The sequence below is a fragment of the Chthoniobacterales bacterium genome (assembly GCA_036569045.1).
GTDB lineage: Bacteria > Verrucomicrobiota > Verrucomicrobiia > Chthoniobacterales > JAATET01 > JAATET01.
The window spans coordinates 36,133-57,660 of record DATCRI010000053.1 but is presented as its reverse complement, the minus strand read 5'-3'; the positions used below and the strand labels follow the sequence as shown (position 1 = coordinate 57,660).

At 63.6% G+C, this 21,528-nt stretch carries 29 protein-coding genes; 15 read left to right on the top strand and 14 right to left on the bottom strand.

The window, feature by feature from the left end; genetic code table 11:
* Nucleotides 1-10: 10 nt before the first annotated feature.
* Nucleotides 11-649, top strand: coding sequence for a hypothetical protein (locus tag VIM61_10205; GenBank protein HEY8900772.1), 639 nt, complete (start codon nt 11-13; stop codon nt 647-649).
* 29 nt (nt 650-678) lie between these two features.
* Nucleotides 679-1,008, top strand: coding sequence for a thioredoxin (gene trxA / locus VIM61_10200; GenBank protein HEY8900771.1), 330 nt, complete (start codon nt 679-681; stop codon nt 1,006-1,008).
* Between the two features lie 191 nt (nt 1,009-1,199).
* On the opposite strand, the gene VIM61_10195 is transcribed toward trxA, so the two are convergent.
* The 8 genes from VIM61_10195 to VIM61_10160 form a co-directional block, all read right to left on the bottom strand.
* Entirely contained in the window at nt 1,200-1,427 is a 228-nt protein-coding gene (locus VIM61_10195) for a hypothetical protein (protein HEY8900770.1), read from the bottom strand.
* A gap of 57 nt (nt 1,428-1,484) precedes the next feature.
* Nucleotides 1,485-1,697, bottom strand: a complete 213-nt coding sequence (locus VIM61_10190) for a hypothetical protein (protein HEY8900769.1) — start codon at nt 1,695-1,697, stop codon at nt 1,485-1,487.
* Nucleotides 1,698-1,705: 8 nt separating this feature from the next.
* Nucleotides 1,706-2,260 (bottom strand): flavoprotein, encoded by a 555-nt coding sequence (locus VIM61_10185; protein ID HEY8900768.1) that lies wholly within the window; start codon nt 2,258-2,260, stop codon nt 1,706-1,708.
* A gap of 31 nt (nt 2,261-2,291) precedes the next feature.
* The gene (gene gmk / locus VIM61_10180) at nt 2,292-2,921 is read right to left on the bottom strand and encodes a guanylate kinase (protein HEY8900767.1); all 630 of its coding nucleotides are present in this window, start codon (nt 2,919-2,921) and stop codon (nt 2,292-2,294) included.
* Complete coding sequence (locus VIM61_10175) at nt 2,911-3,777, bottom strand: YicC/YloC family endoribonuclease (GenBank protein HEY8900766.1); 867 nt, start codon at nt 3,775-3,777, stop codon at nt 2,911-2,913. The genes gmk and VIM61_10175 overlap by 11 nt, the downstream gene beginning before the upstream one ends.
* A 36-nt stretch (nt 3,778-3,813) precedes the next feature.
* Nucleotides 3,814-4,563, bottom strand: a complete 750-nt coding sequence (locus VIM61_10170; protein ID HEY8900765.1) for a methyltransferase domain-containing protein — start codon at nt 4,561-4,563, stop codon at nt 3,814-3,816.
* A 93-nt stretch (nt 4,564-4,656) separates the two neighbouring features.
* Complete coding sequence (locus VIM61_10165) at nt 4,657-5,055, bottom strand: hypothetical protein (GenBank protein ID HEY8900764.1); 399 nt, start codon at nt 5,053-5,055, stop codon at nt 4,657-4,659.
* Nucleotides 5,056-5,121: 66 nt separating this feature from the next.
* On the bottom strand, nt 5,122-5,772 hold the full coding sequence (locus tag VIM61_10160; GenBank protein HEY8900763.1) for a polyphenol oxidase family protein: 651 nt from the start codon (nt 5,770-5,772) through the stop codon (nt 5,122-5,124).
* A 128-nt stretch (nt 5,773-5,900) separates the two neighbouring features.
* Here VIM61_10160 and VIM61_10155 point away from each other — a divergent pair, with 128 nt between their 5' ends.
* The 6 genes from VIM61_10155 to VIM61_10130 all read left to right on the top strand — a co-directional run bounded on the left by VIM61_10155 (nt 5,901) and on the right by VIM61_10130 (nt 11,134).
* The gene (locus tag VIM61_10155) at nt 5,901-6,599 is read left to right on the top strand and encodes a PIN domain-containing protein (protein HEY8900762.1); all 699 of its coding nucleotides are present in this window, start codon (nt 5,901-5,903) and stop codon (nt 6,597-6,599) included.
* 264 nt (nt 6,600-6,863) lie between these two features.
* Complete coding sequence (locus VIM61_10150; GenBank protein HEY8900761.1) at nt 6,864-7,226, top strand: hypothetical protein; 363 nt, start codon at nt 6,864-6,866, stop codon at nt 7,224-7,226.
* A gap of 511 nt (nt 7,227-7,737) precedes the next feature.
* Nucleotides 7,738-9,189: an N-6 DNA methylase gene (locus VIM61_10145; GenBank protein ID HEY8900760.1), complete on the top strand. Its 1,452-nt coding sequence runs from the start codon at nt 7,738-7,740 to the stop codon at nt 9,187-9,189.
* Complete coding sequence (locus tag VIM61_10140) at nt 9,186-10,373, top strand: restriction endonuclease subunit S (protein HEY8900759.1); 1,188 nt, start codon at nt 9,186-9,188, stop codon at nt 10,371-10,373. The genes VIM61_10145 and VIM61_10140 overlap by 4 nt, the downstream gene beginning before the upstream one ends.
* Before the next feature lie 6 nt (nt 10,374-10,379).
* Entirely contained in the window at nt 10,380-10,814 is a 435-nt protein-coding gene (locus tag VIM61_10135; GenBank protein ID HEY8900758.1) for a nucleotidyltransferase substrate binding protein, read from the top strand.
* Nucleotides 10,811-11,134 (top strand): nucleotidyltransferase domain-containing protein, encoded by a 324-nt coding sequence (locus VIM61_10130; protein HEY8900757.1) that lies wholly within the window; start codon nt 10,811-10,813, stop codon nt 11,132-11,134. The genes VIM61_10135 and VIM61_10130 overlap by 4 nt, the downstream gene beginning before the upstream one ends.
* Nucleotides 11,135-11,162: 28 nt before the next feature.
* Here VIM61_10130 and VIM61_10125 read toward each other — a convergent pair whose 3' ends face one another.
* Nucleotides 11,163-11,555 carry a hypothetical protein gene (locus VIM61_10125; GenBank protein ID HEY8900756.1) on the bottom strand — a complete coding sequence of 131 codons (393 nt, stop codon included), beginning with the start codon at nt 11,553-11,555 and terminating at the stop codon, nt 11,163-11,165.
* Nucleotides 11,552-12,247: a DUF433 domain-containing protein gene (locus VIM61_10120; protein HEY8900755.1), complete on the bottom strand. Its 696-nt coding sequence runs from the start codon at nt 12,245-12,247 to the stop codon at nt 11,552-11,554. The genes VIM61_10125 and VIM61_10120 overlap by 4 nt, the downstream gene beginning before the upstream one ends.
* Nucleotides 12,248-12,388: 141 nt before the next feature.
* Here VIM61_10120 and VIM61_10115 point away from each other — a divergent pair, with 141 nt between their 5' ends.
* The 3 genes from VIM61_10115 (at nt 12,389) to VIM61_10105 (ending at nt 15,778) form a co-directional block, all read left to right on the top strand.
* Nucleotides 12,389-14,773 carry a DEAD/DEAH box helicase family protein gene (locus tag VIM61_10115; protein ID HEY8900754.1) on the top strand — a complete coding sequence of 795 codons (2,385 nt, stop codon included), beginning with the start codon at nt 12,389-12,391 and terminating at the stop codon, nt 14,771-14,773.
* A gap of 58 nt (nt 14,774-14,831) precedes the next feature.
* Nucleotides 14,832-15,320, top strand: coding sequence for a VOC family protein (locus VIM61_10110; protein ID HEY8900753.1), 489 nt, complete (start codon nt 14,832-14,834; stop codon nt 15,318-15,320).
* Nucleotides 15,321-15,391: 71 nt separating this feature from the next.
* Nucleotides 15,392-15,778, top strand: coding sequence for a VOC family protein (locus VIM61_10105; GenBank protein HEY8900752.1), 387 nt, complete (start codon nt 15,392-15,394; stop codon nt 15,776-15,778).
* A gap of 105 nt (nt 15,779-15,883) precedes the next feature.
* Here the strand turns inward: VIM61_10105 and VIM61_10100 are convergent, their stop codons facing one another.
* The 3 genes from VIM61_10100 to VIM61_10090 all read right to left on the bottom strand — a co-directional run bounded on the left by VIM61_10100 (nt 15,884) and on the right by VIM61_10090 (nt 19,286).
* Entirely contained in the window at nt 15,884-17,926 is a 2,043-nt protein-coding gene (locus tag VIM61_10100; GenBank protein HEY8900751.1) for a TolC family protein, read from the bottom strand.
* Between the two features lie 7 nt (nt 17,927-17,933).
* Nucleotides 17,934-18,422: a MarR family transcriptional regulator gene (locus VIM61_10095; GenBank protein HEY8900750.1), complete on the bottom strand. Its 489-nt coding sequence runs from the start codon at nt 18,420-18,422 to the stop codon at nt 17,934-17,936.
* Nucleotides 18,423-18,497: 75 nt separating this feature from the next.
* Nucleotides 18,498-19,286: a hypothetical protein gene (locus VIM61_10090; GenBank protein HEY8900749.1), complete on the bottom strand. Its 789-nt coding sequence runs from the start codon at nt 19,284-19,286 to the stop codon at nt 18,498-18,500.
* A gap of 117 nt (nt 19,287-19,403) precedes the next feature.
* Between VIM61_10090 and VIM61_10085 the strand changes: the two genes are divergently transcribed.
* Entirely contained in the window at nt 19,404-19,760 is a 357-nt protein-coding gene (locus VIM61_10085; protein HEY8900748.1) for a Spy/CpxP family protein refolding chaperone, read from the top strand.
* Nucleotides 19,761-19,820: 60 nt separating this feature from the next.
* Here the strand turns inward: VIM61_10085 and VIM61_10080 are convergent, their stop codons facing one another.
* Nucleotides 19,821-20,261, bottom strand: coding sequence for a 23S rRNA (pseudouridine(1915)-N(3))-methyltransferase RlmH (locus VIM61_10080; GenBank protein HEY8900747.1), 441 nt, complete (start codon nt 20,259-20,261; stop codon nt 19,821-19,823).
* Between the two features lie 77 nt (nt 20,262-20,338).
* Between VIM61_10080 and rplM the strand changes: the two genes are divergently transcribed.
* The 3 genes from rplM to VIM61_10065 all read left to right on the top strand — a co-directional run bounded on the left by rplM (nt 20,339) and on the right by VIM61_10065 (nt 21,517).
* Complete coding sequence (gene rplM / locus VIM61_10075; protein ID HEY8900746.1) at nt 20,339-20,767, top strand: 50S ribosomal protein L13; 429 nt, start codon at nt 20,339-20,341, stop codon at nt 20,765-20,767.
* A 9-nt stretch (nt 20,768-20,776) separates the two neighbouring features.
* Nucleotides 20,777-21,166, top strand: coding sequence for a 30S ribosomal protein S9 (gene rpsI, locus VIM61_10070; GenBank protein HEY8900745.1), 390 nt, complete (start codon nt 20,777-20,779; stop codon nt 21,164-21,166).
* A 135-nt stretch (nt 21,167-21,301) separates the two neighbouring features.
* Nucleotides 21,302-21,517, top strand: coding sequence for a hypothetical protein (locus VIM61_10065; protein HEY8900744.1), 216 nt, complete (start codon nt 21,302-21,304; stop codon nt 21,515-21,517).
* Nucleotides 21,518-21,528 lie beyond the last annotated feature (11 nt).

The following is a 21,528-nucleotide window of genomic DNA, read 5'->3' as shown; positions in this document are numbered from 1 at the left end:
GTAACCCACCATGAGCGAACCCAAAAAAGAAACCGTGCGCATTGTTCTTCCGCCCAAGCGTGAAGGACAGACGCTCGCCTCCACGCCCCGGGAGTCGGCGATGATCAATCTTCCGCCGAAGCCCGTTGCGGCTCCTTCGGTTCCGGCAGCGCCGTCCGCGCCCGCGGTCCCGCCGCCCTCGATTCCCAAGCCGGCCGGCCTTACGCCGCCCTCGGCTCCCGGCGTGCCGAAGCCCCCGAGCTTCCCCGGCGTGCCAAAACCGCCCGGCGCTCCCGCTGCCCCGGTCGCTCCACCTCCTCCGAAGCCCATGGGCGTCGCCCCGGCGGCTCCCAGCGCGCCTGCCGTTCCGGCTCCCGCGCCGAAGCCGGCCCCGGTCGGTCCCGCTCCGGTTGCCGTGAAGCCCATGGCCAAGAAGGAGACCGCCAAGGTGGCCGCCGCTCCGGGCGTTCCCGTGAAGCCTCAGGCGACCGTGCGTCTCCAGCCCCGGCCGGTTCCCACCGCGCTCGCGAGCTCCTCTTTCAACGTCCAAACCACTGAATCCGCCCTCGACGAAACCTCCGAAGAAGAAATTCCCATGAACTTTGCCATCGCCGCTGTTGTGACCGCCGTCATCGCCCTTGCCGTCCAGGTGCTTTTCCTGGCCGCCTGAGCCTTCGCGAAGATTCTGCTCCTTGATTTATGGCCAGCGCTAACGTCATCGAATTCACCGACGCCAATTTTGCCGACGAGGTTCTCGCCGCGGGAACTCCGGTTCTCGTCGACTTCTGGGCCCCGTGGTGCGGTCCGTGCCGCATGATCGCTCCTCTCATCGACGAGATCGCCGATGAAAAGGCGGGCGTCGTGAAAGTCGGCAAGGTGAACGTGGATGACAACCCGGAGATCTCCGCGAAGTATCGCATCCAGGCGATTCCGACGATCCTGATCTTCAAGGCTGGCGAAAAGAAGGACCAGATCACCGGTCTCACCAGCAAGGGCGACCTTGTCGCCAAGCTGGACGCCGCGGCGTAGTCCTTCGACCGCAAGCGCATTTCCGAAAACCGGAGAGGGTGAAAAGCCGTCTCCGGTTTTTCTTTGCCCGGAAGAGGAGTCGACCGTCACGAAAAACTCGACGCCGGAAAAGCAATTGGGAGAAGCCTTCGCGAGGATGGCTTCTCCCAATCAGATGCTTCGTATCCGCCGTGAGGCGGAAATTGGAAGGGTTATTTTTTCTTCGCGGGAGCCTTTTTAGGGGCGGCCTTCTTGACTGCGGGTTTCTTCGCCGCTGGTTTAGCGACGGCTTTCTTTGCAGCAGGCTTCTTCGCGACCGCCTTCGGGGCGGGCTTGGCCTTGGGCGCAGCTTTCTTCACTGCCGGTTTCGCGGCGGCCTTTTTAGGAGCGGCTTTCTTGGCGGCGGGTTTCTTTGCTGCTGGTTTTTTAGCAACTGCCATTCGATATCCCCCCTTCCTGACCGCGGGTGCGGAAAGTGTGAAAAACTTGTGAATAACTCACTGCCGCTGTGGATAAATCCTTGCCGCTAATGCGTCAACGAATTTTTCGATTAGGGCTTGATTTTTCCGGGCGAAATTTTTCGCGCTCAGAAGTTCCCGGCGAACGGCGGCGACTGGAGAGGCCGATGGAATGAGCTTCGGGCGGGCCTGCCCGGAGAAAATGTCTTCGAATCGGCGGCTCAAAAAAGAAAACGCGGGATTCGATTTCATTCGATGATTCAGGCGATCTTCGCGTGGAGAATTTCCTCCGCGCGAGCGGCGATGTCCTCGACGTTCCACAGCCGGCCGATGCCTTCGTAGCCGCAGGCGAGGAGACCTTCCTCGGGGCCGATGAAGGCGACGCCGCGAGCTCGCAATCGCGCGACGTTTTCCTGCGTCGCGGAATGGAGCCACATCTTGCCGTTCATCGCGGGAGCGATGAGCAATGGCGCGGGCGTGGCGAGAGCGATGGAGGTGAGCGCGTCGTCGGCGATGCCGTTCGCGAGCTTGGCGAGAAGGTTCGCGGTGGCCGGCGCAATGAGGAGAAGCGCGGCGCGATCGGCGAGGTCGATATGGCCGGGATGCCAGGATTCCTTTTCGTCGAAGACGGACGTCGTGACGGGATTGCGCGAGAGGGTCTTGAAGGTGAGGGGAGTGACGAACTCGGTCGCGCTCTTCGTCATCACGACCTGCACGTCGTGGCCGCGCTTGGCGAGGCGGCTCGTGAGGTCTGCGGCCTTGTAGGCGGCGATGGAACCGCCTACGCCGAGAACGATGGTCTTCGGCGTCGTCATGCGAGGACGATGGGCTGGCCCCGGTGGGTAATCATGCGGTGGGATGATGGATCAGCCGGCGGCTGAGATACCGCTCGGCGCGCATGACGGCGCGAAATTTTTCGATGTCCTCTTCCATGGAACCGCTGATGAGTGTGTAGCGATAATCGCGCCAGCTCTTCATTTCCGTGGCGGCATTCCTGATGCGCACCTCGATTTGTTCGTCGGTCTCGGTGCCGCGTTTCTTCAGGCGGCGGCGGAGTTCCTCGAGGCTCGGCGGCATGATGAAGACATCGGCGAGCGCGGCCTGGATGAAGGGATCGTCGCAGGCGCGGATGTTCACGGCGCCCTGCGTGTCGATGTCGATGAGGACGTCGACGCCCGCGCTGAGATGCTCGATGACGGTCTGCTTGAGCGTGCCGTAGTAGCGGCCGTGCACCTCGGCGTGCTCGAGGAATTCGCCGGCGGCGACGCGGGCCTTGAAGTCCTCCTCGGTGAGAAAGAAATAATCCTCGCCGTGCACCTCGCCGGCGCGCGGGGCGCGGGTGGTGCATGAGACGGCGTAGACGAAGTCGGGCTTGTGCCGCAGCGAGGTGGTGAGGGTGGTCTTGCCGGCGCCGGAGGGGGCGGAAAGAACGAAGAGGATGCCGGTGCGGCTGAATTCGGGAGAGCTATTCGACATTGAGAACCTGTTCGCGAATCTTATCGAGTTCCACCTTGGAGTCCACGACAAGCCGCGTGAGCGCGCTGTCGCCGGCCTTCGAGCCGAGGGTGTTGAGTTCGCGATAAATTTCCTGCGTGAGGAATTCCATGGCGCGGCCGACCGGTTCGTCGCTGGCGCACTTCTCGGCGAATTGCGCGAAGTGACTGTCGAGGCGCGTGAGTTCCTCGGAGACATCGCAACGTTCGGCGAAGAGTGCGATCTCGGTCGCGAGGCGCGTGTCGTCGACGGGCAGATGCACGCCGGCGTGCTCGACGCGCGCGCGCAGGTCGTCGCGGTAACGCGTGACGATCGCCGGGGCGAGCGTGGCCATCTGCGCGCGATTTGCGCGGAGCGTGTCGAGCCGGGCTTCGAGGTCGCGGCGGAGGTTCGCGCCTTCGTTGATGCGCATGGCGACGAGCGCGGTGAGCGCGTCGGCAAGGGCGCGGGAAATGATGTCGCGATGATCGGCGGCGCTCTGCTGCGCGGTGCGGATCACGCCCGGCACGGCGAGCAGCGTATTGATGTCGACCTCGCCGGCGAGCGAAAGCTCGGCCTGCAATGTGCGAATCTCGCGCAGGAGATCGCGGGCGAGGGCGCGGTCGATCTCGGCGGTGGAGGCGGCCTCGGTCGTCGTGAGCGTGATGGCGACGTTTACGCGGCCGCGGGTGACGCGACGGGAAACCTGGTCGCGGATGACAAGTTCCAGCGCGGCGAGCTCGCGCGGGATCTGGCAGGCGACCTCGAGGCCCTTGCGATTCACGGACGCACATTCGACGACGCAACGCATGTCCGCATCGACGGCTTCGCCGCGTCCATATCCGGTCATGCTATTCATGCGGGGAAAGCTAGGGAGATTGCCGCGGGCAGGAAATCAGGAAAACGCGCGGTCCATCCACATCGCCTGGCGGAAGCAGAAACGCCGCGCGTGGCCGAAGCGCTCCCAGCCCGCCGCGCGCGCAAGGGCCGCGAATTCCTCGTATGAAAACGCGCGCCGCACGGACATCCGCGCGTCCGTCACCGTCATCGGCTCGCGCATCACCGTCGCCGTCAGCAGGTCCACGCCGAGCGTGCCGTGGGCGCAGCGGCGGAGATCCGCGACGAGCGCGTGGCGCGAGGCAAGGGCGGCCACGCGGCGCAGCACGCCGGTCGCGTCCGCCTCGGTGAAATGATGCAGCGCGAGCGAGCAGAGCACGACGTCCCACGCCGCGGAATCGGCGTCCCTGAACGCGAAGTCGGCGTCGCGGATGTCGTCGGCGCCGAAGGTGCGGATGTCGCCCTCGTGGTAGGTGATGTTCGGAAAGTCCGTCGAAAGCCGCCGCGCGATTGCGAGCGTCGAGGCCTGGAAATCCACGGCGTCGATCGTCACCGGCACACCGGCCCGGGCCGCCCAGCGGGCAATCGCGCGCGGGATGTCGCCGGACGCCGTGGCGAGATCGAGGATGCGCCATGGCCTCAGCCGCCGATGCAGGCGCGGCCGCAGATGCCCGAGCACGAGTGCGTGACTGCCGAAGACGCGGTTGAGCGTCACGAGATTCGCGAGGTCCCGCTCCAGCGCGGGCGTGACGGGTTGGGCGACGTCCATGCACTCGGGCACGGCGGGGTCGAAGGCGCGGCGACTCATGGAGCGACCAGCATCCGCCACTGCCCCGCGCCGCGTCGAGTGGCAATCGCCCGCCGTTCGCGAGGTCCCGTCGCGGTTGCCGTAGCCCGGCCCCTACGGCGCTTCGGCACGCGCCTGTCGGCGCACGAGGGCCCGGCTGGCCGCATGCAGGAGCAGGAACCCCGCGCACGCCGCCGCGCACAGCAGCAGTTCCCGCGGCTTCGTTGGGAAGAGCAGAAAGAACTCCCGCCCCTTGATGAGCGCCGCGTAGCTCGACACGCAGAACGGCATGAGAAACAGCCGGAACGTCACCCACGTCGGCGGCCAGTGCGCCGCGCGGTCCGTGCTGAGGATGAGCGCGAACCCCACGATCGCGCTGATGCCCAGCGACGAGAGCCACAGCCCGGGATGCGGGTCGAAATACAGCGCCACGATCGTGAGATACCAGCACAGGTAGCCCCACAGGATCAGCCGCGCCGCGGAGAGGCCGGCAAGGTAGCGCAGGAGTCGCATCGATCTTCGTCTTCGTCCTGGGAATGCCAGCAGGTTTCGCTCCCAGCCCCGCGGTGTCGGCGACGGTCAGCCCTCCAGCATCAGCAGCGCCAGCATCCGGCCCGTCTGGCCCCGCTCGCGCCGATAGGAATAGTAGCGCTCCGGCTGGGAGGCCGTGCACGTCCCCGCATCGTGCCACGCGCCGATGCCCGCCGCCCGCGCCTGCTCCGTGATCGTCGCCGCGAAGTCCACCTCGTAATGCGGCGGCCGAATGCACGGGCTCAGCACGCCCACGAGATCCGCCGGCTCCGTGCCGAAGCTTTGCCGCAGCACGTCCACCGCCCGGCCGAGGATGTTCTCCTCCGTGCCCTTGCGGCCCGAATGCGCCAGCGCGATCGCCCGCCGGCGGGGATCCACCAGCCACACCGCCGCGCAATCCGCCACGTAAATGCCCAGCGCCAGTCCCGGCGTCGCCGTGGCCAGGCCGTCCGCCCCCGCCGCCGGCATCGGCGCGGCCGCGTCCACCACCGTCACCACATTGCCATGCACCTGCTCCGCCAGCACCGGCGCCGGGAATCCCAGCCCGGCGATCAGCTCCGCATGCACCGGGGCCAGCCGGGCGAGGGCCGTCTCCCGATCGGCCATCACGTCGATACCCGGAATGCGGGGCAGGAATGCGGCGCGCACCCCCGGCAGGGCATCGAGCGCGGGAGCGGATTCGGCGGCGACGGCGGACATGGCGGCATTCCTAGATTCGTCCCGCCCCGCTGCCAATCTCATTCCCCTCCGCTTGTCGACGGTCCACGGCGAGCGGACGATGCGCTCCGGATCTGTCGCCGAGGGCGGAGTTCTGCTAAGAGGTCGGCATGCCCGCGTCCTCCCCCGAGCTTCTGCCATCGCTAAATCACGTCTTCGTGGACTTCGAGAACGTGCGGCAAATCGATCTCGCTGTCCTTGGATTGGAACGCACGCGCGTGACGTTGCTCGTCGGCGCGAACGAAAAGAAACTGCAGGTCGAGCTTGTCGAGCAGCTCTTCATCCACGCGGCGTCTGTGCAATTCGTGCGGCTACTCTCCTCCGGCCGCAACGCGCTGGACCTGACGCTGGCCTACTACCTCGGTCGCGCCGCGGCCACCGAGCCGGCAACCCATTACCACATCGTCTCGAAAGACAAGGATTTCGATCCGCTCCAGGAATATCTCCAGAGCCAGGGGATCGCGATCCGTCGGTGCGACGCCTTCTCGGATCTGCCGTTCTTGAAATCCGCCCCGGCGAAGCCAAAGGCCGCCGTAACGACAACGAAATCGAAAAAAATCACGCCACCTTCGCCCAAAGCATTGCCGCCGCCATCGGTGATCTCCGCCAAGGCAGCGGACCTGCGGGAGCACCTGCGCACCCATGGGAAACAGCGGCCGCGCACGAGGCAGAAGCTCGAGCGATTCGTGATTGCCCATCTCGGCCAGAAGCTCACGCCCGCGCAGGCAGGCGTGAGAATCGCGGAACTCGAAAGGGCCGGCGCTCTCACGATCGACGAAAAAGGCCGGGTGGCGTGGAAATTGAGCTAACCCTACGAACGATATTTTGTAGAACAGCGAGGGGGCTGTGGGCGGAGCACTTGCCGGGATTTCCCTCGCTGCTCCCGGATCCGATATCCGCTTCGCTCCCCATGATGCCGCTTCACGTCAGCTAAAATCGCCCTTTCATAGGATAGGGATATTATCCTTGTTAAAACTGACGTTCTGAATATTTACGAAAACGTCATCCGGAGGGCAGGGCATGGTTGTCGCAGCGTCCCGCCTTTCTCCGACACCAACCAACCCAATAACACCATGTCCAACCTCACCGACGCCGACAAACGCGCCTTCACCGACAAAGTCATCTCCGGCCTCACTGGCAACACCCCCGCCCTCGTGGCTGCCGGCTGGGATCCCGCCCAGCGCCTCGCTACCCTCAAGAACGGCCACGACACCGTCTCCGCCGACGAGACGCTCATCGCCCAGCTCGAAGTCGCGCTGAAGACCGCCACCGATAACCGCCGCAAAGACCTCGAGGACAGTTACGCCCTCGCCAGCGCCACGGTGAAGGCCGTCGAAGGCTTCCTCGGGAAAGATCACCCCTTCGTCATCGACCTCCGCCAGATCCGCGGCAGCTTCTCGCAGGAACCCGCCGCCCCCGCCGTCGCGAATCCCTAGCCCAAACCCCCGTCGCGCCCGAGGCGACCCCGGCCAATCCGCGGCGGACCGGCCCAGACCGGTTCGCCGCTTTTTTTGTGCCCGCCCCCGCGGGATCTCCCGCCTCCGCCGTTCCTCCCGTCGCCTCCTCCAGCGGATCCGCGCGCTCCTTCGTCCCCGCCCGCGGAAGGCGAGGGGAATCCCCGCGCTCCTCCGAAGTATGCACGCCCTCCCGCGCCGGAGCCGCCTCATCCTCCCGAGGAGCACCCCGCTCCTCCGCAGGACGCCCCAGATCCCGCTGAGGACGCGCCCGCTCCTCCCAGAGAGCCACCCCATCCCGGCGAGGAGCCGCGAAATCCCCCGCAGGAGCCGTCCCATCCGCCGGAGGATTCCCAAAATTCCCCGGAGGATCTGCGAAATCCTTCGGAATATCAGGCAGTTACGAAAATCTCGCTTCGCAATCCGTCCACGAGCCGACCTTTTCCTCGCCTCCGCTTCCATCTTGTCTCAATTTCGGCCTCCGCGCGCACCCATGTTCGAGCAAGCCTTCCGAAACATCGACGACGTCCTCCGCAAGGAGGCCGGCTGCACCACCGAGCTCGACTACACCGAGCAGACCTCCTGGCTCCTCTTCCTCAAATACCTCGACGGCCTCGAGCGCGACCGCGCCGACCAGGCCGCGCTCGATGGCAAAGCCCACGCCCCCATCCTCGAGGAGGCCTACCGCTGGGAGGCCTGGGCCGCGCCGAAAGGGGCGGACGGGAAGATCGACCACCATGCCCTGCGCGTGGGCGACGACCTCGTCGAGTTCGTGGACCGGCAGCTCTTCCCGTATCTCCACGGCTTCAAGCAGCGCGCCACCGGGCCGAACACCATCGAATACAAGATCGGCGAGATCTTCGGCGAAATTAAGAACAAGGTCCGCAGCGGCTACAACCTGCGCGAGATCATCGACGCCATCGACGCCCTCCGCTTCCGCTCCCAGGCCGAGAAGCACGAGCTGAGCGCCCTCTACGAGGAAAAGATCAAGCGCATGGGCAACGCCGGGCGCAACGGCGGCGAATACTACACCCCGCGCCCGCTCATCCGCGCCATGATCGCCGTCACCGCCCCGCGGATCGGCCAGCGCATCTACGACGGCGCGTGCGGCTCCGCCGGCTTCCTCTGCGAGGCATTCGATTACCTGCGCCAGGGCCAGCTCTCCGTCGCGGACTTCCAGACGCTCCAGACCCGCACCCTCTACGGCAAGGAGAAGAAGTCGCTCGCCTACGTGATCGCGATCATGAACCTCATCCTGCACGGGATCGAGGCGCCGAACATCATCCACACGAACACCCTCTCCGAGAACCTCGCCGACATTCAGGAGAAGGACCGCTACGACATTGTGCTCGCAAACCCGCCCTTCGGCGGCAAGGAGCGCCCCGAGGTGCAGCAGAATTTCCCCATCCGCACCGGCGAGACGGCGTTCCTCTTCCTCCAGCACTTCATCAAGATTTTGAAGGCCGGCGGCCGCGGCGCCATCGTCATCAAGAACACCTTCCTGTCGAACACCGACAACGCCTCCGTGAGCCTGCGGAAGCTCCTGCTCGAGAGCTGCGACCTGCACACCGTGCTCGACTGCCCCGGCGGCACCTTCCAGGGCGCGGGCGTGAAGACCGTGGTGCTGTTTTTCGAAAAAGGCCGTGCGACGCGACGCGTCTGGTATTACCAGCTCGACCCCGGCCGCAACCTCGGCAAGACGAACCCGCTCAACGACGCCGACCTGGCGGACTTCGTCGAGCTGCAGAAGACCTTCGCCGACTCGCCGAAGAGCTGGAGCGTGGACGCCGCCGGCCTCGACCGCGCGACATGGGACCTGAGCGTGAAGAACCCGAACGCCGCCGAGGAAATCGCCCACCGCACCCCGGCGGAGATTCTCGACGAGATCGCCGCCCTCGACGCCGAAAGCGCCGAAGTGCTCGGGAACATCAGGGCTCTGCTGTGAAGGCCGGGTGGGAGAAAATTGCGTTGGGAGAGGTCTTCACGACGGTAACCGGCAACACACCTTCAAAGAGCAATTCCGAATTTTTTGGCGACTTTATGCCGTTGGTGAAGCCACCGGAGTTGTGCGACTCAACGGTGGATTCTGCCGAGGACGGACTGTCGGAGGCCGGAGTTGAGGTAGCTCGCACCGTTCCACCGAACTCCATCCTCGTTTCGTGTATTGGAAACTTGGGAAAGGTCGCGTTGAACACGATACCCGTTGCCTTCAATCAACAGATCAACGCAATCCTGCCTGACGAGAACCGAGCTGTCCCAGAGTTCATCTTTTATCAGGTTCTCTCATGCGACTTCAAAGATCAGCTTGAAGCGCTGTCGTCTGGAACCACCGTTCCAATCGTAAATAAATCTAGGTTCAACAGTATTGGTATCGTGCTCCCCCCGCTGGCGGAGCAGCAGCGGATCGTCGGGGTGCTGGACGAAGCGTTTGCGGGCCTCGCCACCGCCAAAGCCAACGCCGAAAAGAACCTCCAAAACGCCCGCGCCCTCTTCGAAAGCCACCTCCAATCCGTCTTCACCCACCGCGACGACGATTGGGTGGAACGGCGGCTCGGAGACGTAATCACGCGGTTAACGAACGGATACGTCGGCCCAACGCGGAACATCTATCAGGAGTCCGGTGTTCCTTACCTTCTCGCACGCCACGTCAAAGATAACCGCCTGCTTTTTGATGGGAGGACTTTCATTACCGAGGAGTTCAATCGGAGGAATAAGAAGTCGATGCTTAAAGCGGGAGATGTGCTTTTGGTTCAAAGCGGCCACATCGGCCATTCCGCGGTCGTCACGCCGGAGCACGAGGGGCACAACTGCCACGCGATGATCGTGATCTCTTCGGTGGAAGGTGCATTCATTGGACCGTTTCTTTCGTTGTTCTTCAACTCGTCGGGGATGAAGCAGAGGTTCCAAGAGATTCGCTCGGGCTCCACGGTTCCTCATCTCACTTGTGGAGAAGTTAAAGAATTGAAGGTGCCGCTGCCCGATTTGGACACGCAGAGGCGAGTCGTCGATAGGTCGCTGGAGTTGGAGCGCGAAACCCAGCGCCTCGCGGCGATCACGGAGCGGAAGCTGGCGGCGCTGGAGGCGTTGAAAAAGTCGTTGCTGCACCAGGCCTTTTCCGGGGCGCTGTGATCTGCTATGAAAAAAGGCATGTCGAATCCCGACGTCCGGTGGCGGCAGCGCCTGCAGAGTTTCCGCAAAGCCTTCGGCCAACTCGACAAGGCGGTGGATCTGGCGGAGGAGCGCGAGTTGACCGATCTCGAGCAGCAGGGATTGATTCAAGCCTTCGAGTTCACGCACGAGCTGGCGTGGAACGTGATGAAGGACTTTCTCGAATCCCGCGGGACCGGCGGCATCTATGGATCGAAGGATGCGACGCGCGAGGCTTTCGCCAAAGGACTCATCGAGGATGGCGAGGTCTGGATGGAAATGATCCAGAGCCGCAATCGCACCAGCCACACCTATAACGAGGAGACGGCGCACCAGATCACGGATGCGATCGTCGCGTCCTATCGAGGGGAGTTCGCGGATTTTCTGGTCACATTCACCGAACTCGAGAAGGAGGAGGCGTGAACCACGGACTGACAGAGCTGACCGTGCAGCGGATCAATGAGGTGCTGTCGCGTTTTCCGGAGGTGGAGTCGGCGGTGCTGTTCGGCTCGCGTGCGAAGGGCGTGCATCGGAGAGGCTCAGACGTCGATCTGGCACTGCGGGGAAATGATCTCGATTGGCGTTTGCCGGGCCGCATCGACGACGCGCTCGACGAGATGCTCCTGCCATATCGCTTCAGCCTGATTCTTTGGAACGATCGCACCGATCCCGAAGTCGATGCTCACATTAGGCGAGTCGGGGTGCCGCTTTATCGGCGGAATTTGGAATCTCCGGCAAAATAAGCCGGCGCCTCGCGCTGTAGCGACGGGCTTAGAGCTTCTCGATCTTCGCGCCTTTGAAAGGCACGGCAAAGGCGTCGCCACGTCTGGCCTTGGCAGCGAGCTTGAGGATCTCGGGAAACAGATGAAAGAGGCGGGACGCCTGCTCCCAGAGGGGCTGGTGCACCCAATTGGCCTTCAGGAAGAAGGTCGGGTGGCCGCCTTTCTTCCACGCGGCGATCTCATGAGGATTCCGCGTGATCGCCGTATCGGCGGAGAGAATGATCCAGTCCTCCTCCTCCGCCAGTGCCGTGAGCCATTCGACATCGGTGACGTCGGGCGCAAAGCGATCCTTGAGATGGGTGGCGGAGTCTTTGGGCTGGAGCAGGCAGTGAAGGGCGCGCGCGACGCGTGGCGGGAGATTGTTGTCGAGGAAGAACCTCACGCCGCGAGTTTCATCTCGAACTCGACGGCATCCCGCACGGCGTCGGAATCGAGTTCATACCAATCCGCGATTTCCTCGATGGTCTGGCCGGCTTTGACTGCCGCCTGCAGAATCTCGGTCGCGACGCCCGCGCGGGCGATGATGGGCTGGCCGAACTGCCTGCGCGGGTCGAGCACGACGGAGCGATCGGTCCCGAGCGGCCACCAGCGCAGCAGCTGGTCGTCGGAGGAAAATTCCAAGTCGCGTAAGAAGGGCTGAACGACCTGTGGAAACACCTGCTGGCCATGCAGAACTTCCTCGTAGCTGATGCCATCGGGTTCTCTGCCGGTTTGCTCGATGATGTGGTGACCATCCGAGACGAATTTGCGGGTGCAGAAGGGATGCTCGATCCCGTAGCGGTGGCGGGCGATGGCGTGAGCCGCACGCATGAGGTTCCATGAGACGCCGGTTTTCAAAAAGGCGTCGATGAAACGCACTTCCTGCAAATCGAGAAAGCCGAGGGCCAGCTTGTCGTCCATAGGGGGAAGTTCGCCCTGCCAGAGGCGGGAACCGTGGGATTCCTTCGATTGCTCGGAGGGAAGATCCTTCAACCAGTAGCGAATGCGGCGCTGCGAAACGCGACTCAGGCGCGAGGCATCGGGGACAGTGTAGATGCCCTTACCAACGATTTCCGGTGAACGGGTAGCAACCACAGCTTGGAAAAACTTGACGACGCGGAAAGGTCGCAGATTTCGCATGTGGAAGCAAGGGGCTGGCGGGGCGATGGAGAATTGCGCTGAACTTCAGAGCGCAATCTGATTTAAACCTGCGAACAGTTCCCTCCCAACCCATTGATGAACGAAGCCGAGACGCGCGCCGAGCATGTCGACCCCGCTTTGAAGGCGGCGGGCTGGGGTGTCGTCGAGGGGAGTCGTGTGCGGCGCGAGTATCCGATCACGCTTGGGCGGCTCGAAGGGCACGGGCGGCGCGGGAAGGCGCTCAAGGCCGACTATATCCTCGAATATCGCAACACGAAGCTGGCCGTCGTCGAGGCGAAGGCGTGGGACGAGGGCCTCACGGAGGGTGTGGCGCAGGCGAAGGACTACGCGGGCAAGCTGGCGATCCGGTTCACCTACGCGACGAACGGGCAGGGGATCTACGGGATCGATATGCGCGAGGGCGCGGAAGACGACGTGCCGGTCTTCCCGACGCCGGACGAGCTGTGGGCGCGCACGTTCGCGGAGGCGAATGCGTGGCGGGATCGCTTCGCGGCGGTGCCGTTCGAGGATCGCGGCGGGTTCTTCCAGTCGCGCTATTACCAGGACATCGCGATCGAGCGCGTGCTGGGCGCGATCGCCGGCGGGCGCGCGCGCGTGCTGCTCACGCTGGCGACGGGCACGGGCAAGACGTTCATCGCCTTCCAGATCGCGTGGAAACTTTTCCACAGCCGGTGGAACGTGCCCGACTGGAAGACGGGCGTGCCGCCCACGCGCCGGCCGCGCATCCTCTTCCTCGCCGATCGCAACGTGCTCGCGAACCAGGCCTACAACGCGTTCTCCGCCTTCCCCGAGGACGCGCTCGTGCGCATCGATCCTGCGGACATTCGCAAGAAGGGCAAGGTGCCGAAGAACGGCAGCCTCTTCTTCACGATCTTCCAGACGTTCATGAGCGGCGAGGGCGAGACGCCCTACTTCGGCGAATACCCGCCGGATTTCTTCGACTTCATCGTGATCGACGAATGCCATCGCGGCGGGGCGAGCGACGAGAGCACGTGGCGCGCAATCCTCGAATACTTCTCGCCCGCCGTGCAACTCGGCCTCACCGCGACGCCGAAGCGCAAGGACAACGTCGATACCTACAAGTATTTTGGCGAGCCGGCCTTCATCTACTCGCTTAAGGAGGGCATCAACGACGGCTTCCTGACGCCTTTCCGAGTGCGCCAGATTTCCACGACGCTCGACGAATACCGCTACACATCCGACGACAAGGTCGTCCACGGCGAGATCGATGAAGGCAGGCTTTACGTCGAGGAGGATTTCAATCGCTCCATCGTGATCGACGAGCGCGAGAGGAAGCGCGTGGACATTTTCCTCAGCCAGATCGGTCCGCTCGAAAAGACGCTCGTCTTCTGCGCGAACCAGAATCACGCGCGCGACATCCGCGACACCATCAACCAGACGAACAAAAGCAAAGACTCGCACTACTGCGTGCGGGTCACGGCGGACGACGGCGCCCTCGGCGACCAATACCTGCGGGACTTTCAGGACAACGAGAAGACGAGTCCGACTGTGCTCACCACCTCGCAGAAGCTCTCGACCGGCGTGGACGCGCGGAACGTGCGCAATATCGTGCTGTTGCGATCCGTGAATTCGATGATCGAGTTCAAGCAGATCATCGGGCGCGGCACGCGGCTCTACGAGGGGAAGGACTACTTCACGATCTTCGATTTCGTGAAGGCGTATCTGCACTTCAGCGATCCGGAATGGGACGGCGAGCCCGAGGGGGAAGAGCCCTGCCCGAAATGCCACACGCGCCCGTGCGAATGCGTGAAGCCGCCGCCGGAGCCGTGCCTCGTTTGCGGGGAGAGTCCGTGCGTTTGCAAAAAAGAGCCGTGCCCGAAATGCCAAAAGATGCTGTGCGAATGCCGCAAGCGCGAAAAAGTGAAGGTCAAGCTCGCCGACGGAAAGGCGCGCAATATCCAGCACATGATGGCCACGACCTTCTGGCATCCCGACGGCACGCCGATGTCCGCGCAGCAGTTCATGGAAATGCTCTTCGGCAAGTTGCCGGAGTTCTTCCGCAGCGAAGAAGAACTCCGCGAGCTTTGGAGCGCTCCGGAAACGCGCGCGAAGCTTCTGCAAGGCCTGGAGGAAAAAGGAATCGGTCGCGAGCAGATGGCGGAGATGCAGAAGATCATCGATGCGGAAAATAGCGACCTCTTCGACGTGCTGGCTTACGTCGCCTATGCGCTGCCGACACTCACCCGCGAGGAACGCGCTGCGAAGGCCAAGGTAGAAATCTCAACGCACTTCAATAGCAAGCAGCAGGTCTTCCTCGATTTCGTTCTCTCTCATTACGTGACGCAGGGCGTCGAAGAACTCGACCAGCAAAAGCTCACACCGCTCTTGCAGCTCAAATATCACGCGATTGCGGACGCTTTGGCGGAACTGGGTGGTGTGAAACAAGTGCGGGAGGTCTTTTCTGGATTTCAAAAGTATCTTTATCAGGACGTGGCGTGATCTTCTGTCCTGAAACCTGCCGCCCATTCGTCGAGGCTTCGAGAAACGATCTTCCCTCATGAAAACTCCCATCCCCAAAAATCAGGTCTGCCTTTGGTTCGAGAACAATGATGCGGAGGAGGCGGCTCGGTTTTATGCGTCGGTTTTTCCGGACTCCGAGGTGACGGGGGTGCATCGGGCGCCGGGGGATTATCCCTCGGGGCAGGAGGGGGATGTGCTCGTCGTGAATTTTACCGTGCTCGGCATTCCTTGCATGGGGCTCAATGGCGGGCCGGGCTGGCCGCAGACGATCGCGTTTTCGTTCCAGGTCTCGACCGAAGACCAGGCGGAGACGGACCGGTATTGGGACGCGATCGTGGGCAATGGCGGCGAGGCGAGCGAGTGCGGGTGGTGCCAGGATCGCTGGGGTGTGTCGTGGCAGATCACGCCACGCACGCTGATGGAGGCGATGACCGCGGGCGGCGCGGAGGCGAAGCGCGCCTTCGCCGCGATGATGTCGATGGGAAAAATCGACGTGGCGGCGATCGACGCCGCGCGCCGCGGGTAGAAAAGCCGTTCGCACACGGGCGGCAAGGGGGCGAAAAGCGAATCCCGGGAGCACGCCATCACATTTTATGAATGATCAACGCAATGCCGTCGGGTGGTTCGAGATCTATGTGCAGGACATGGGTGCAGGACATGGACCGGGACCGGAAATTCTACGAAGCGACCCTGCAGACTACGCTGGAGCGGCTGGAAATGCCGGATGTTGAGCTGTGGGTCTTCCCCATGCTCGACGAGAAGCCGGGCGCGCTCGGTGCGCTGGTGAAGATGGAGGGGAAGGACTCCGGCGCGGGCGGGGTGATCATTTATTTCTCGTGCGCGGATTGCGCGGAGGAGGCCGGGCGCGCGGCGGAAAATGACGGAAAGGTCGTGAAGGAAAAGTTCCCGATCGGAAGCTATGGCTTCATCGCCTTTGTGGAAGACACGGAAGGAAATGTGATCGGCCTGCACTCGATGGCGTAACCCGCCGCGGGCGGATGACCGCGCCGCGCGGCGTAATCGGAAACAGGGTGCCCGCGCCGTTCGGCTCGGGGAATTATCGGGAGCGGGGCAACGCGGCACCGAAGGCTAGAAGATGCCGAGGACTTTCTTGCGCTTCGGCTTCGGGGTGGGCTCGGGGGCGGATTTGTTGTCGCGGGCGCCGGCCTTCGTGGGCGGGACGTAGGGCACGGGGGCATTGACGGCGAGGCCGCTGATGGGGTCCTGATGCCTGAGCTTTCCGGGCAGGGCGGGCTGCGGGGCGGTGGGGTTCGTCGCCTTGGAGAAGTGGGCGCGCTCGGAGCGGGTGAGCGGGTCGTCGAAGCTCTCCTCGTATTGAGCGTCGAGGGAGAGGGCGAGGTCGTAGCTGGCGAGGGCGGCGAGGTAATCGTAGCGAGCCTGCAAAACGGTGGTCTGGCTCTGGAGGAGCTGTGTCTGCTGGTTGAGGACGTCGAGCTGGGTGCCGGCGCCGGCGTCGAGGCGTTCCTGTGCGAGGCGGAGGGCCTCGGTGGCCTGGACGACGCTGGCTTCCTGGCTGGTGAGGGTTTGCTCGGCGGTCTGGAGATTGGAAATGGACTGCTGGACGTTCAGGATGACCTGTCGGACGGAGTTGTCGTAGTTGATGACGGCCTGCTGGAGCTGGGCCTTGGCCTGGGCGACCTGACCGGCGGTCTCGCCGCCGTCGAAGATGGCCCAGCTGCCCTGGATGCCGTAGGTCCAGCCCTGGGTGACTTCGCCGAGGCTATGGAAGGCCTGGTTGTTTTTCCAGGTGTAGTCGGCGGTGGCGGAGACGCTGGGGAGGTAGCCGGCGAACTGGACGTGGACGTTCTCGTTGTTCGCGAGGATGCTCTGGCGCTGGGCCTTGAGGAGCGGGCTGCGCTCGATGGCGATGCGGATGGATTCGTCGGGGTTGATGGCGCGGGGCTGGTAGGGCAGGCCGCCGACGACGTTGAAGGGGACTTCGCTGGGCTTGCTCGTCTTGTAGTCCATGCCGAGCGTCTTCACGAGCTGGTATTGGGAGACGCGGAGGTTGTTGAGCGCGCTGATGAGCGGCGGCTGGGCGTTGGCGAGGGCGACCTGGGCCTGAAGGACGTTGAAGCGCGGGACGGTGCCGGCTTCGTAGCGGCTCTGCTGATCCTGGAGCTGCTCCTGGAGGAGGTTGACGGACTGTTGCTGGGCGACGACGAGGGCGCGATTCAGGATGACCTGGTAGAAGGCGGTCTTCACGTTCGCGATGGTCTGGTCGATCGTCTGGCGAAGGCTGAAGTAGGCGCTGTCCTCGACGAAGCGCGCGGCCTTGATGCCGGCGACGACGGCGCCGCCGTTGTAGAGGAGCTGGCTGGCCTGGAAGCCGACGTTCCACGACTGGGGATTCACGAACGAGGAGCCGCCGCCGCCGAAGTTGCCGAAGTCGACCGGGGTGAAGCCGCCCTGGCCATTGGGAATCTGGATGGTATTGCCGCTGCTGCTGACGCCGGGGCGCTTGGGATCGGTGAGCGTGGTCTGCTGCTGCGTAAAGCCGCCCACGGCATTGAGGTGCGGCAGGGCCTGCGAGGTGACTTCGATGATCTGCCCGCGGGTGAGGCGGATCTGCTCGATCGCGTTGAGGATATCGGGGTTCTGCTTGAACGAAATGTCGATGGCCTGCTCGAGCGTGAGGTCGGCGACGGCGGGGTTCCGCTGGCTCCTCGCGAAGGCATTGATCTTCTCGACGGCTTCTTCGTTGAGCTTGCGGATGGTCGCCTTGCTGGGCGTGACGTCCTCGGGATTCCGCTGGACGTCGGGCACGGGTGCGGGCGGCGGACCGGGATTCGCGAGCGAGGGATCGAGATCGGGCTCGACGGCGGTGGGCACCGGAGTGGGCGTCGGCACGGCGGCATCGGGCATCGTGGCCGAGTAGGTGGGATCCGGCGTGGGCACGACCACAGGCGGCATCTCCGGGAGCGGGGTCGCGTCTGGCAGGGTGGCCGAGTAGAAGGGCGTCGAGGCCGAAACTGCGGGCGCCGGAGTCGGCGTGGCGGTGGTGAGGTCCTGCGGAGTGGGCTCCGGAGTCGGCGTGGGTTGGGCCTGCCCGGAAGCAGTAAGGGCGAGGGAGAGGAGAAGGGTGCGCGCGGTCGAGCGGGGCTTCGTCATAAAATCGTTAATCCCGGGAGGGGAGGCCGGCCGGGGCATTCTGCTCCTGGCACTGGCAGTAGTTGAAAATCTTTTCGTAGATCTGCAGCCACATGTGCTGCTCCTCGACGGTGAGTTCATGCATGACCTTGGCGAGGCTGTTCACCATGTCGAGGTGGATGACCTTCACGAGCTCGACCCCCTTGGGCTTGATGCGGACGAGGACCTTGCGGCGGTCGTTCGGGGCGGTGGTGCGCTCCACGTAATCGAGGCGCTCGAGGCGGTCGACCAGCCCGGTGGCGGCGGCCGTAGTATGAGTCATCTTTGCGGCGATCTCCGTCATGCTGAGTGCGCAGCAGGAATTGATGTGACTGAGGAGAAAGAACTGCGCAAAGGAGACGTCGCCGCCGGCGAGGTTCTCGGAAAGGCGCATGATGAAGCAGCGTTGGAGCGTCAGGATGATGTCGGCCAGACGCCCAATGGACTCAGTGGACAAAGCGAGTTCCTCGGTCAGCATTTTCTTAACGTCATTGAATGTTTGACCTGCTTAAGTATTCAGGTCAATCCGAATTTTGAGATCCGCGGGCGAGTTTCAGGGTTTGGGGGAGTAGACGCGGTCGCCGACCCTGGGTTTGCCACTCACGAGATCGGCGATGAAGAACGGCGGATTTTTATCCGCGGTGGTGCGGAGGACGCCGCTCTCGTGGTCATTGCCGACGGCGTTGAGGGTCTCACCGGGAGCGAGGGTGGGGGCGTTGATCGCGTCGATAAGGACGTAGCCGTCGCGTTCGTTGACGAGCTTGATCGTGCCGACCCACTGCGGCGGCGCGGCGATCGGGGGCTTCTGCTTTCTGGGGAAGACGCGGTGCCACATTCGCGCGAAGAAGCCTTCGCGCGGTTGGCCGGGAATCGGCGCGGGCGTGGAGACGGAAGTGGCGGCAGCGGGGCCGGCGGCCGGCGCGGGCTTCGGCTTGGGCGGAAAGATTTTCTGCCAGGTGTTCGTGAAAATGTTGCCGGATTCTTTCGGCTTCGGCGTCGCGGCGGGAGTGGGACTCGGTAACGGGCTGGCTTCCGGCGTGGCCGATGGAGAGGGGCTCGGCGACGCATTCGGGGTGACGTCCTCCGTGGTGGAGGAGCCGCCTTCCACTCGCACGGTCGCGGTGTAGCGAACCTCCGGAGTGGGGCTGGGCCTTGGCGTCGCGGAAGGTTGCGGAGATGGCGAAGGCGAGGGCTTGGGCTTGCCGGACTCGGCCGGTGTGGGTTTCTCGGTCGGAGATTTTTTCGCGGCGCAGGCAGCCAGGAGGCTTGCGGCGAGGGCGCCAACCATCAAACGCACGCCGGCGCGGGCCGTGACTCGGTCGAAGATGGGGAGAACGGGCATCGGCGGGCGAGTATGGTTTGCCCATCTGAAGGACGCAAGGCCCGGCGGCCCCGGGGAAAAAACATTTTCGCAACCTCGCCAAATTCGCCGGGTTGGGCTAGGTTCACCCTCTTACCGATGAATACCAAATCTCTCCTCCAACTCTGCGGCGCCGCCATGGTCGCGCTGCTTCCTCTCTCCACCGTGTCCGCCCAGTCGGCCAAAGCTTCTCCGGACGACAAGGTCGCCAAGATGAAGGCCGATCTCTCGCTCTCCGACGATCAGGTCGCGAAGCTCAAGGAGATCTACGCGGAGCAGAAGGCGGCCGCCGATCCGATCATGCAGGACAAGTCGCTCACCAAGGAGCAGCGCCAGGAGAAGCTCAAGCCGATCAAGGAAGCGACGAAGACGAAGGTCAACGCCGTGCTTACGCCCGAGCAGCAGGCGAAGATGAAGGCCGCCAAGAAGGAGAAGAAAGACAAGAAGGACAGCTAGACCTTCCCCGAAAACCGAATTCCATCGACGGCCCGCTTCTTACAAGCGGGCCGTCTTTTTTTAGTCACGGTGGTAGGGCGTGCCACGAAGGATCGAGTAGCCGCGGTAGATCTGCTCGAGCAGCACGACCAGGGCGAGCTCGTGCTGGAGCGTGAGCGAGCTGAGCGAGAGCACGCGGTCGGCCTGCGCGCGAACCTCGGCGGAATGGCCATCCGCGCCACCCACGAGCACGGCGGCGCGCCGGGTGCCGGCGAGTTCGAGCTCGGCGATCATTTGCGAGAACTGGCGGCTGGTGAGGCGGTCGCCGCGTTCGTCCATGACGATCCGGTGGCAGCCCGTGGTGCGCTCGAGCAGGGCCTGACCTTCCGCGGCCTGCGCGCCGCTGCGGAGTGCGAGAATTTCTACCTCGGCGAAATGCCGCGTGCGCTTCAAATATTCGTCCATGCCCAGTCGCGCGTAGTCGAGGCGGGGCTTGCCGATGGCTGCGATCACCCATTTCATTTTGCGCGAAACGTGAAATTCATCGATTTGGGATTTGACAGAGGTTGGGATGCGTGGTGTTTTATCGACCCTTTTCCATGAAGACCTTTTCGGCCAAAGTAGCAGAAGTAAAGCGAGACTGGTGGGTGATCGACGCCAAGGACCAGATGCTCGGCCACGTCGCCGTTAAAGCCGCGACGCTCCTGCGCGGCAAGCACAAGCCCGTTTACACCACCCACGTCGACACCGGCGATTTCGTCGTTGTCATCAATGCCGATCAGGTCAAGGTCGGCGGCAAGAAAGACATCCAGAAGACCTACATGAGCTTCTCCGGGTATGTCGGCGGCCACAAGCACGAGACCTTCAAGGCTCGTCGCGAGCGCAAGCCCGAGCTCCTCATCGAACGCGCGGTCAAGGGCATGATCATGCACAACGCCCTTGGCGCCACGACTTACCGCAAGCTCAAGGTTTATGCCGGTTCCGCCCATCCGCACGAAGCGCAGAACCCGAAGGTCGCCACTCTCTAATTCTGTAACATGAGCAACGAATACACCGCCACGGGTCGCCGCAAAAACGCGATCGCCAAGATCTGGGCCAAGGCCGGCTCGGGCACCATCCGCGTCAACGATCGCGACTTCACCGAGTATTTTCCCGGTCTCTCGCTCCAGAACGAAATTCTTCGTCCCCTCGAACTCGCCAATAGCGTCCACGCCTACGATCTTCGCGTGAGCACCAATGGCGGCGGCATCAACGGCCAGGCCGGCGCGCTGCGTCTCGCCATCAGCCGTGTGCTCATCGAGCTGAATCCCGAGTTTCGTCCGATCCTGAAGAAGGAAGGCCTGCTCACCCGCGACCCGCGCATGAAGGAACGCAAGAAGCCCGGCCAGCCCGGTGCCCGCAAGCGCTTCCAGTTCTCCAAGCGCTAATCTCAGGGAATACTTTCCCTCCCGAGGAAAAAAAGCCGTCTGCCCATGTGGCAGTCGGCTTTTTTCCTTTTTGGGACCGGCGATCGGGCGAGGGGCCGCTTGCGCGCGGCGGGTCGTCCGCCTACATTTCCCGCCATGCCGATTTACGTTTACGAAACGATCAAGTCGCCGAGCCGGCGCTACGAGATCAAGCAGAGCATGAAGGACGACGCGCTGCGCGTGCATCCCGAAACGGGCGAGCCGATTCGCCGCGTGATCACGGGCGGCATCGGCTACCTCGCGAAGAGCAAGAGCGCGAGCGCTCCGACGCCGAGCCATGGTTGCGGCTCGGGCGGCTGCGGGTGTCATTGACCCCGGCGTTC

Coding starts and splice junctions, on each gene's coding strand:
- VIM61_10205 (HEY8900772.1), top strand. CDS start 11: ATGAGCGAACCCAAAAAAGAAACCGTGCGCATTGTTCTTCCGCCCAAG.
- trxA (HEY8900771.1), top strand. CDS start 679: ATGGCCAGCGCTAACGTCATCGAATTCACCGACGCCAATTTTGCCGAC.
- VIM61_10195 (HEY8900770.1), bottom strand. CDS start 1,427: ATGGCAGTTGCTAAAAAACCAGCAGCAAAGAAACCCGCCGCCAAGAAA.
- VIM61_10190 (HEY8900769.1), bottom strand. CDS start 1,697: ATGAAATCGAATCCCGCGTTTTCTTTTTTGAGCCGCCGATTCGAAGAC.
- VIM61_10185 (HEY8900768.1), bottom strand. CDS start 2,260: ATGACGACGCCGAAGACCATCGTTCTCGGCGTAGGCGGTTCCATCGCC.
- gmk (HEY8900767.1), bottom strand. CDS start 2,921: ATGTCGAATAGCTCTCCCGAATTCAGCCGCACCGGCATCCTCTTCGTT.
- VIM61_10175 (HEY8900766.1), bottom strand. CDS start 3,777: ATGAATAGCATGACCGGATATGGACGCGGCGAAGCCGTCGATGCGGAC.
- VIM61_10170 (HEY8900765.1), bottom strand. CDS start 4,563: ATGAGTCGCCGCGCCTTCGACCCCGCCGTGCCCGAGTGCATGGACGTC.
- VIM61_10165 (HEY8900764.1), bottom strand. CDS start 5,055: ATGCGACTCCTGCGCTACCTTGCCGGCCTCTCCGCGGCGCGGCTGATC.
- VIM61_10160 (HEY8900763.1), bottom strand. CDS start 5,772: ATGTCCGCCGTCGCCGCCGAATCCGCTCCCGCGCTCGATGCCCTGCCG.
- VIM61_10155 (HEY8900762.1), top strand. CDS start 5,901: ATGCCCGCGTCCTCCCCCGAGCTTCTGCCATCGCTAAATCACGTCTTC.
- VIM61_10150 (HEY8900761.1), top strand. CDS start 6,864: ATGTCCAACCTCACCGACGCCGACAAACGCGCCTTCACCGACAAAGTC.
- VIM61_10145 (HEY8900760.1), top strand. CDS start 7,738: ATGTTCGAGCAAGCCTTCCGAAACATCGACGACGTCCTCCGCAAGGAG.
- VIM61_10135 (HEY8900758.1), top strand. CDS start 10,380: ATGAAAAAAGGCATGTCGAATCCCGACGTCCGGTGGCGGCAGCGCCTG.
- VIM61_10115 (HEY8900754.1), top strand. CDS start 12,389: ATGAACGAAGCCGAGACGCGCGCCGAGCATGTCGACCCCGCTTTGAAG.
- VIM61_10110 (HEY8900753.1), top strand. CDS start 14,832: ATGAAAACTCCCATCCCCAAAAATCAGGTCTGCCTTTGGTTCGAGAAC.
- VIM61_10105 (HEY8900752.1), top strand. CDS start 15,392: ATGATCAACGCAATGCCGTCGGGTGGTTCGAGATCTATGTGCAGGACA.
- VIM61_10100 (HEY8900751.1), bottom strand. CDS start 17,926: ATGACGAAGCCCCGCTCGACCGCGCGCACCCTTCTCCTCTCCCTCGCC.
- VIM61_10095 (HEY8900750.1), bottom strand. CDS start 18,422: ATGCTGACCGAGGAACTCGCTTTGTCCACTGAGTCCATTGGGCGTCTG.
- VIM61_10090 (HEY8900749.1), bottom strand. CDS start 19,286: ATGCCCGTTCTCCCCATCTTCGACCGAGTCACGGCCCGCGCCGGCGTG.
- VIM61_10085 (HEY8900748.1), top strand. CDS start 19,404: ATGAATACCAAATCTCTCCTCCAACTCTGCGGCGCCGCCATGGTCGCG.
- VIM61_10080 (HEY8900747.1), bottom strand. CDS start 20,261: ATGAAATGGGTGATCGCAGCCATCGGCAAGCCCCGCCTCGACTACGCG.
- rplM (HEY8900746.1), top strand. CDS start 20,339: ATGAAGACCTTTTCGGCCAAAGTAGCAGAAGTAAAGCGAGACTGGTGG.
- rpsI (HEY8900745.1), top strand. CDS start 20,777: ATGAGCAACGAATACACCGCCACGGGTCGCCGCAAAAACGCGATCGCC.
- VIM61_10065 (HEY8900744.1), top strand. CDS start 21,302: ATGCCGATTTACGTTTACGAAACGATCAAGTCGCCGAGCCGGCGCTAC.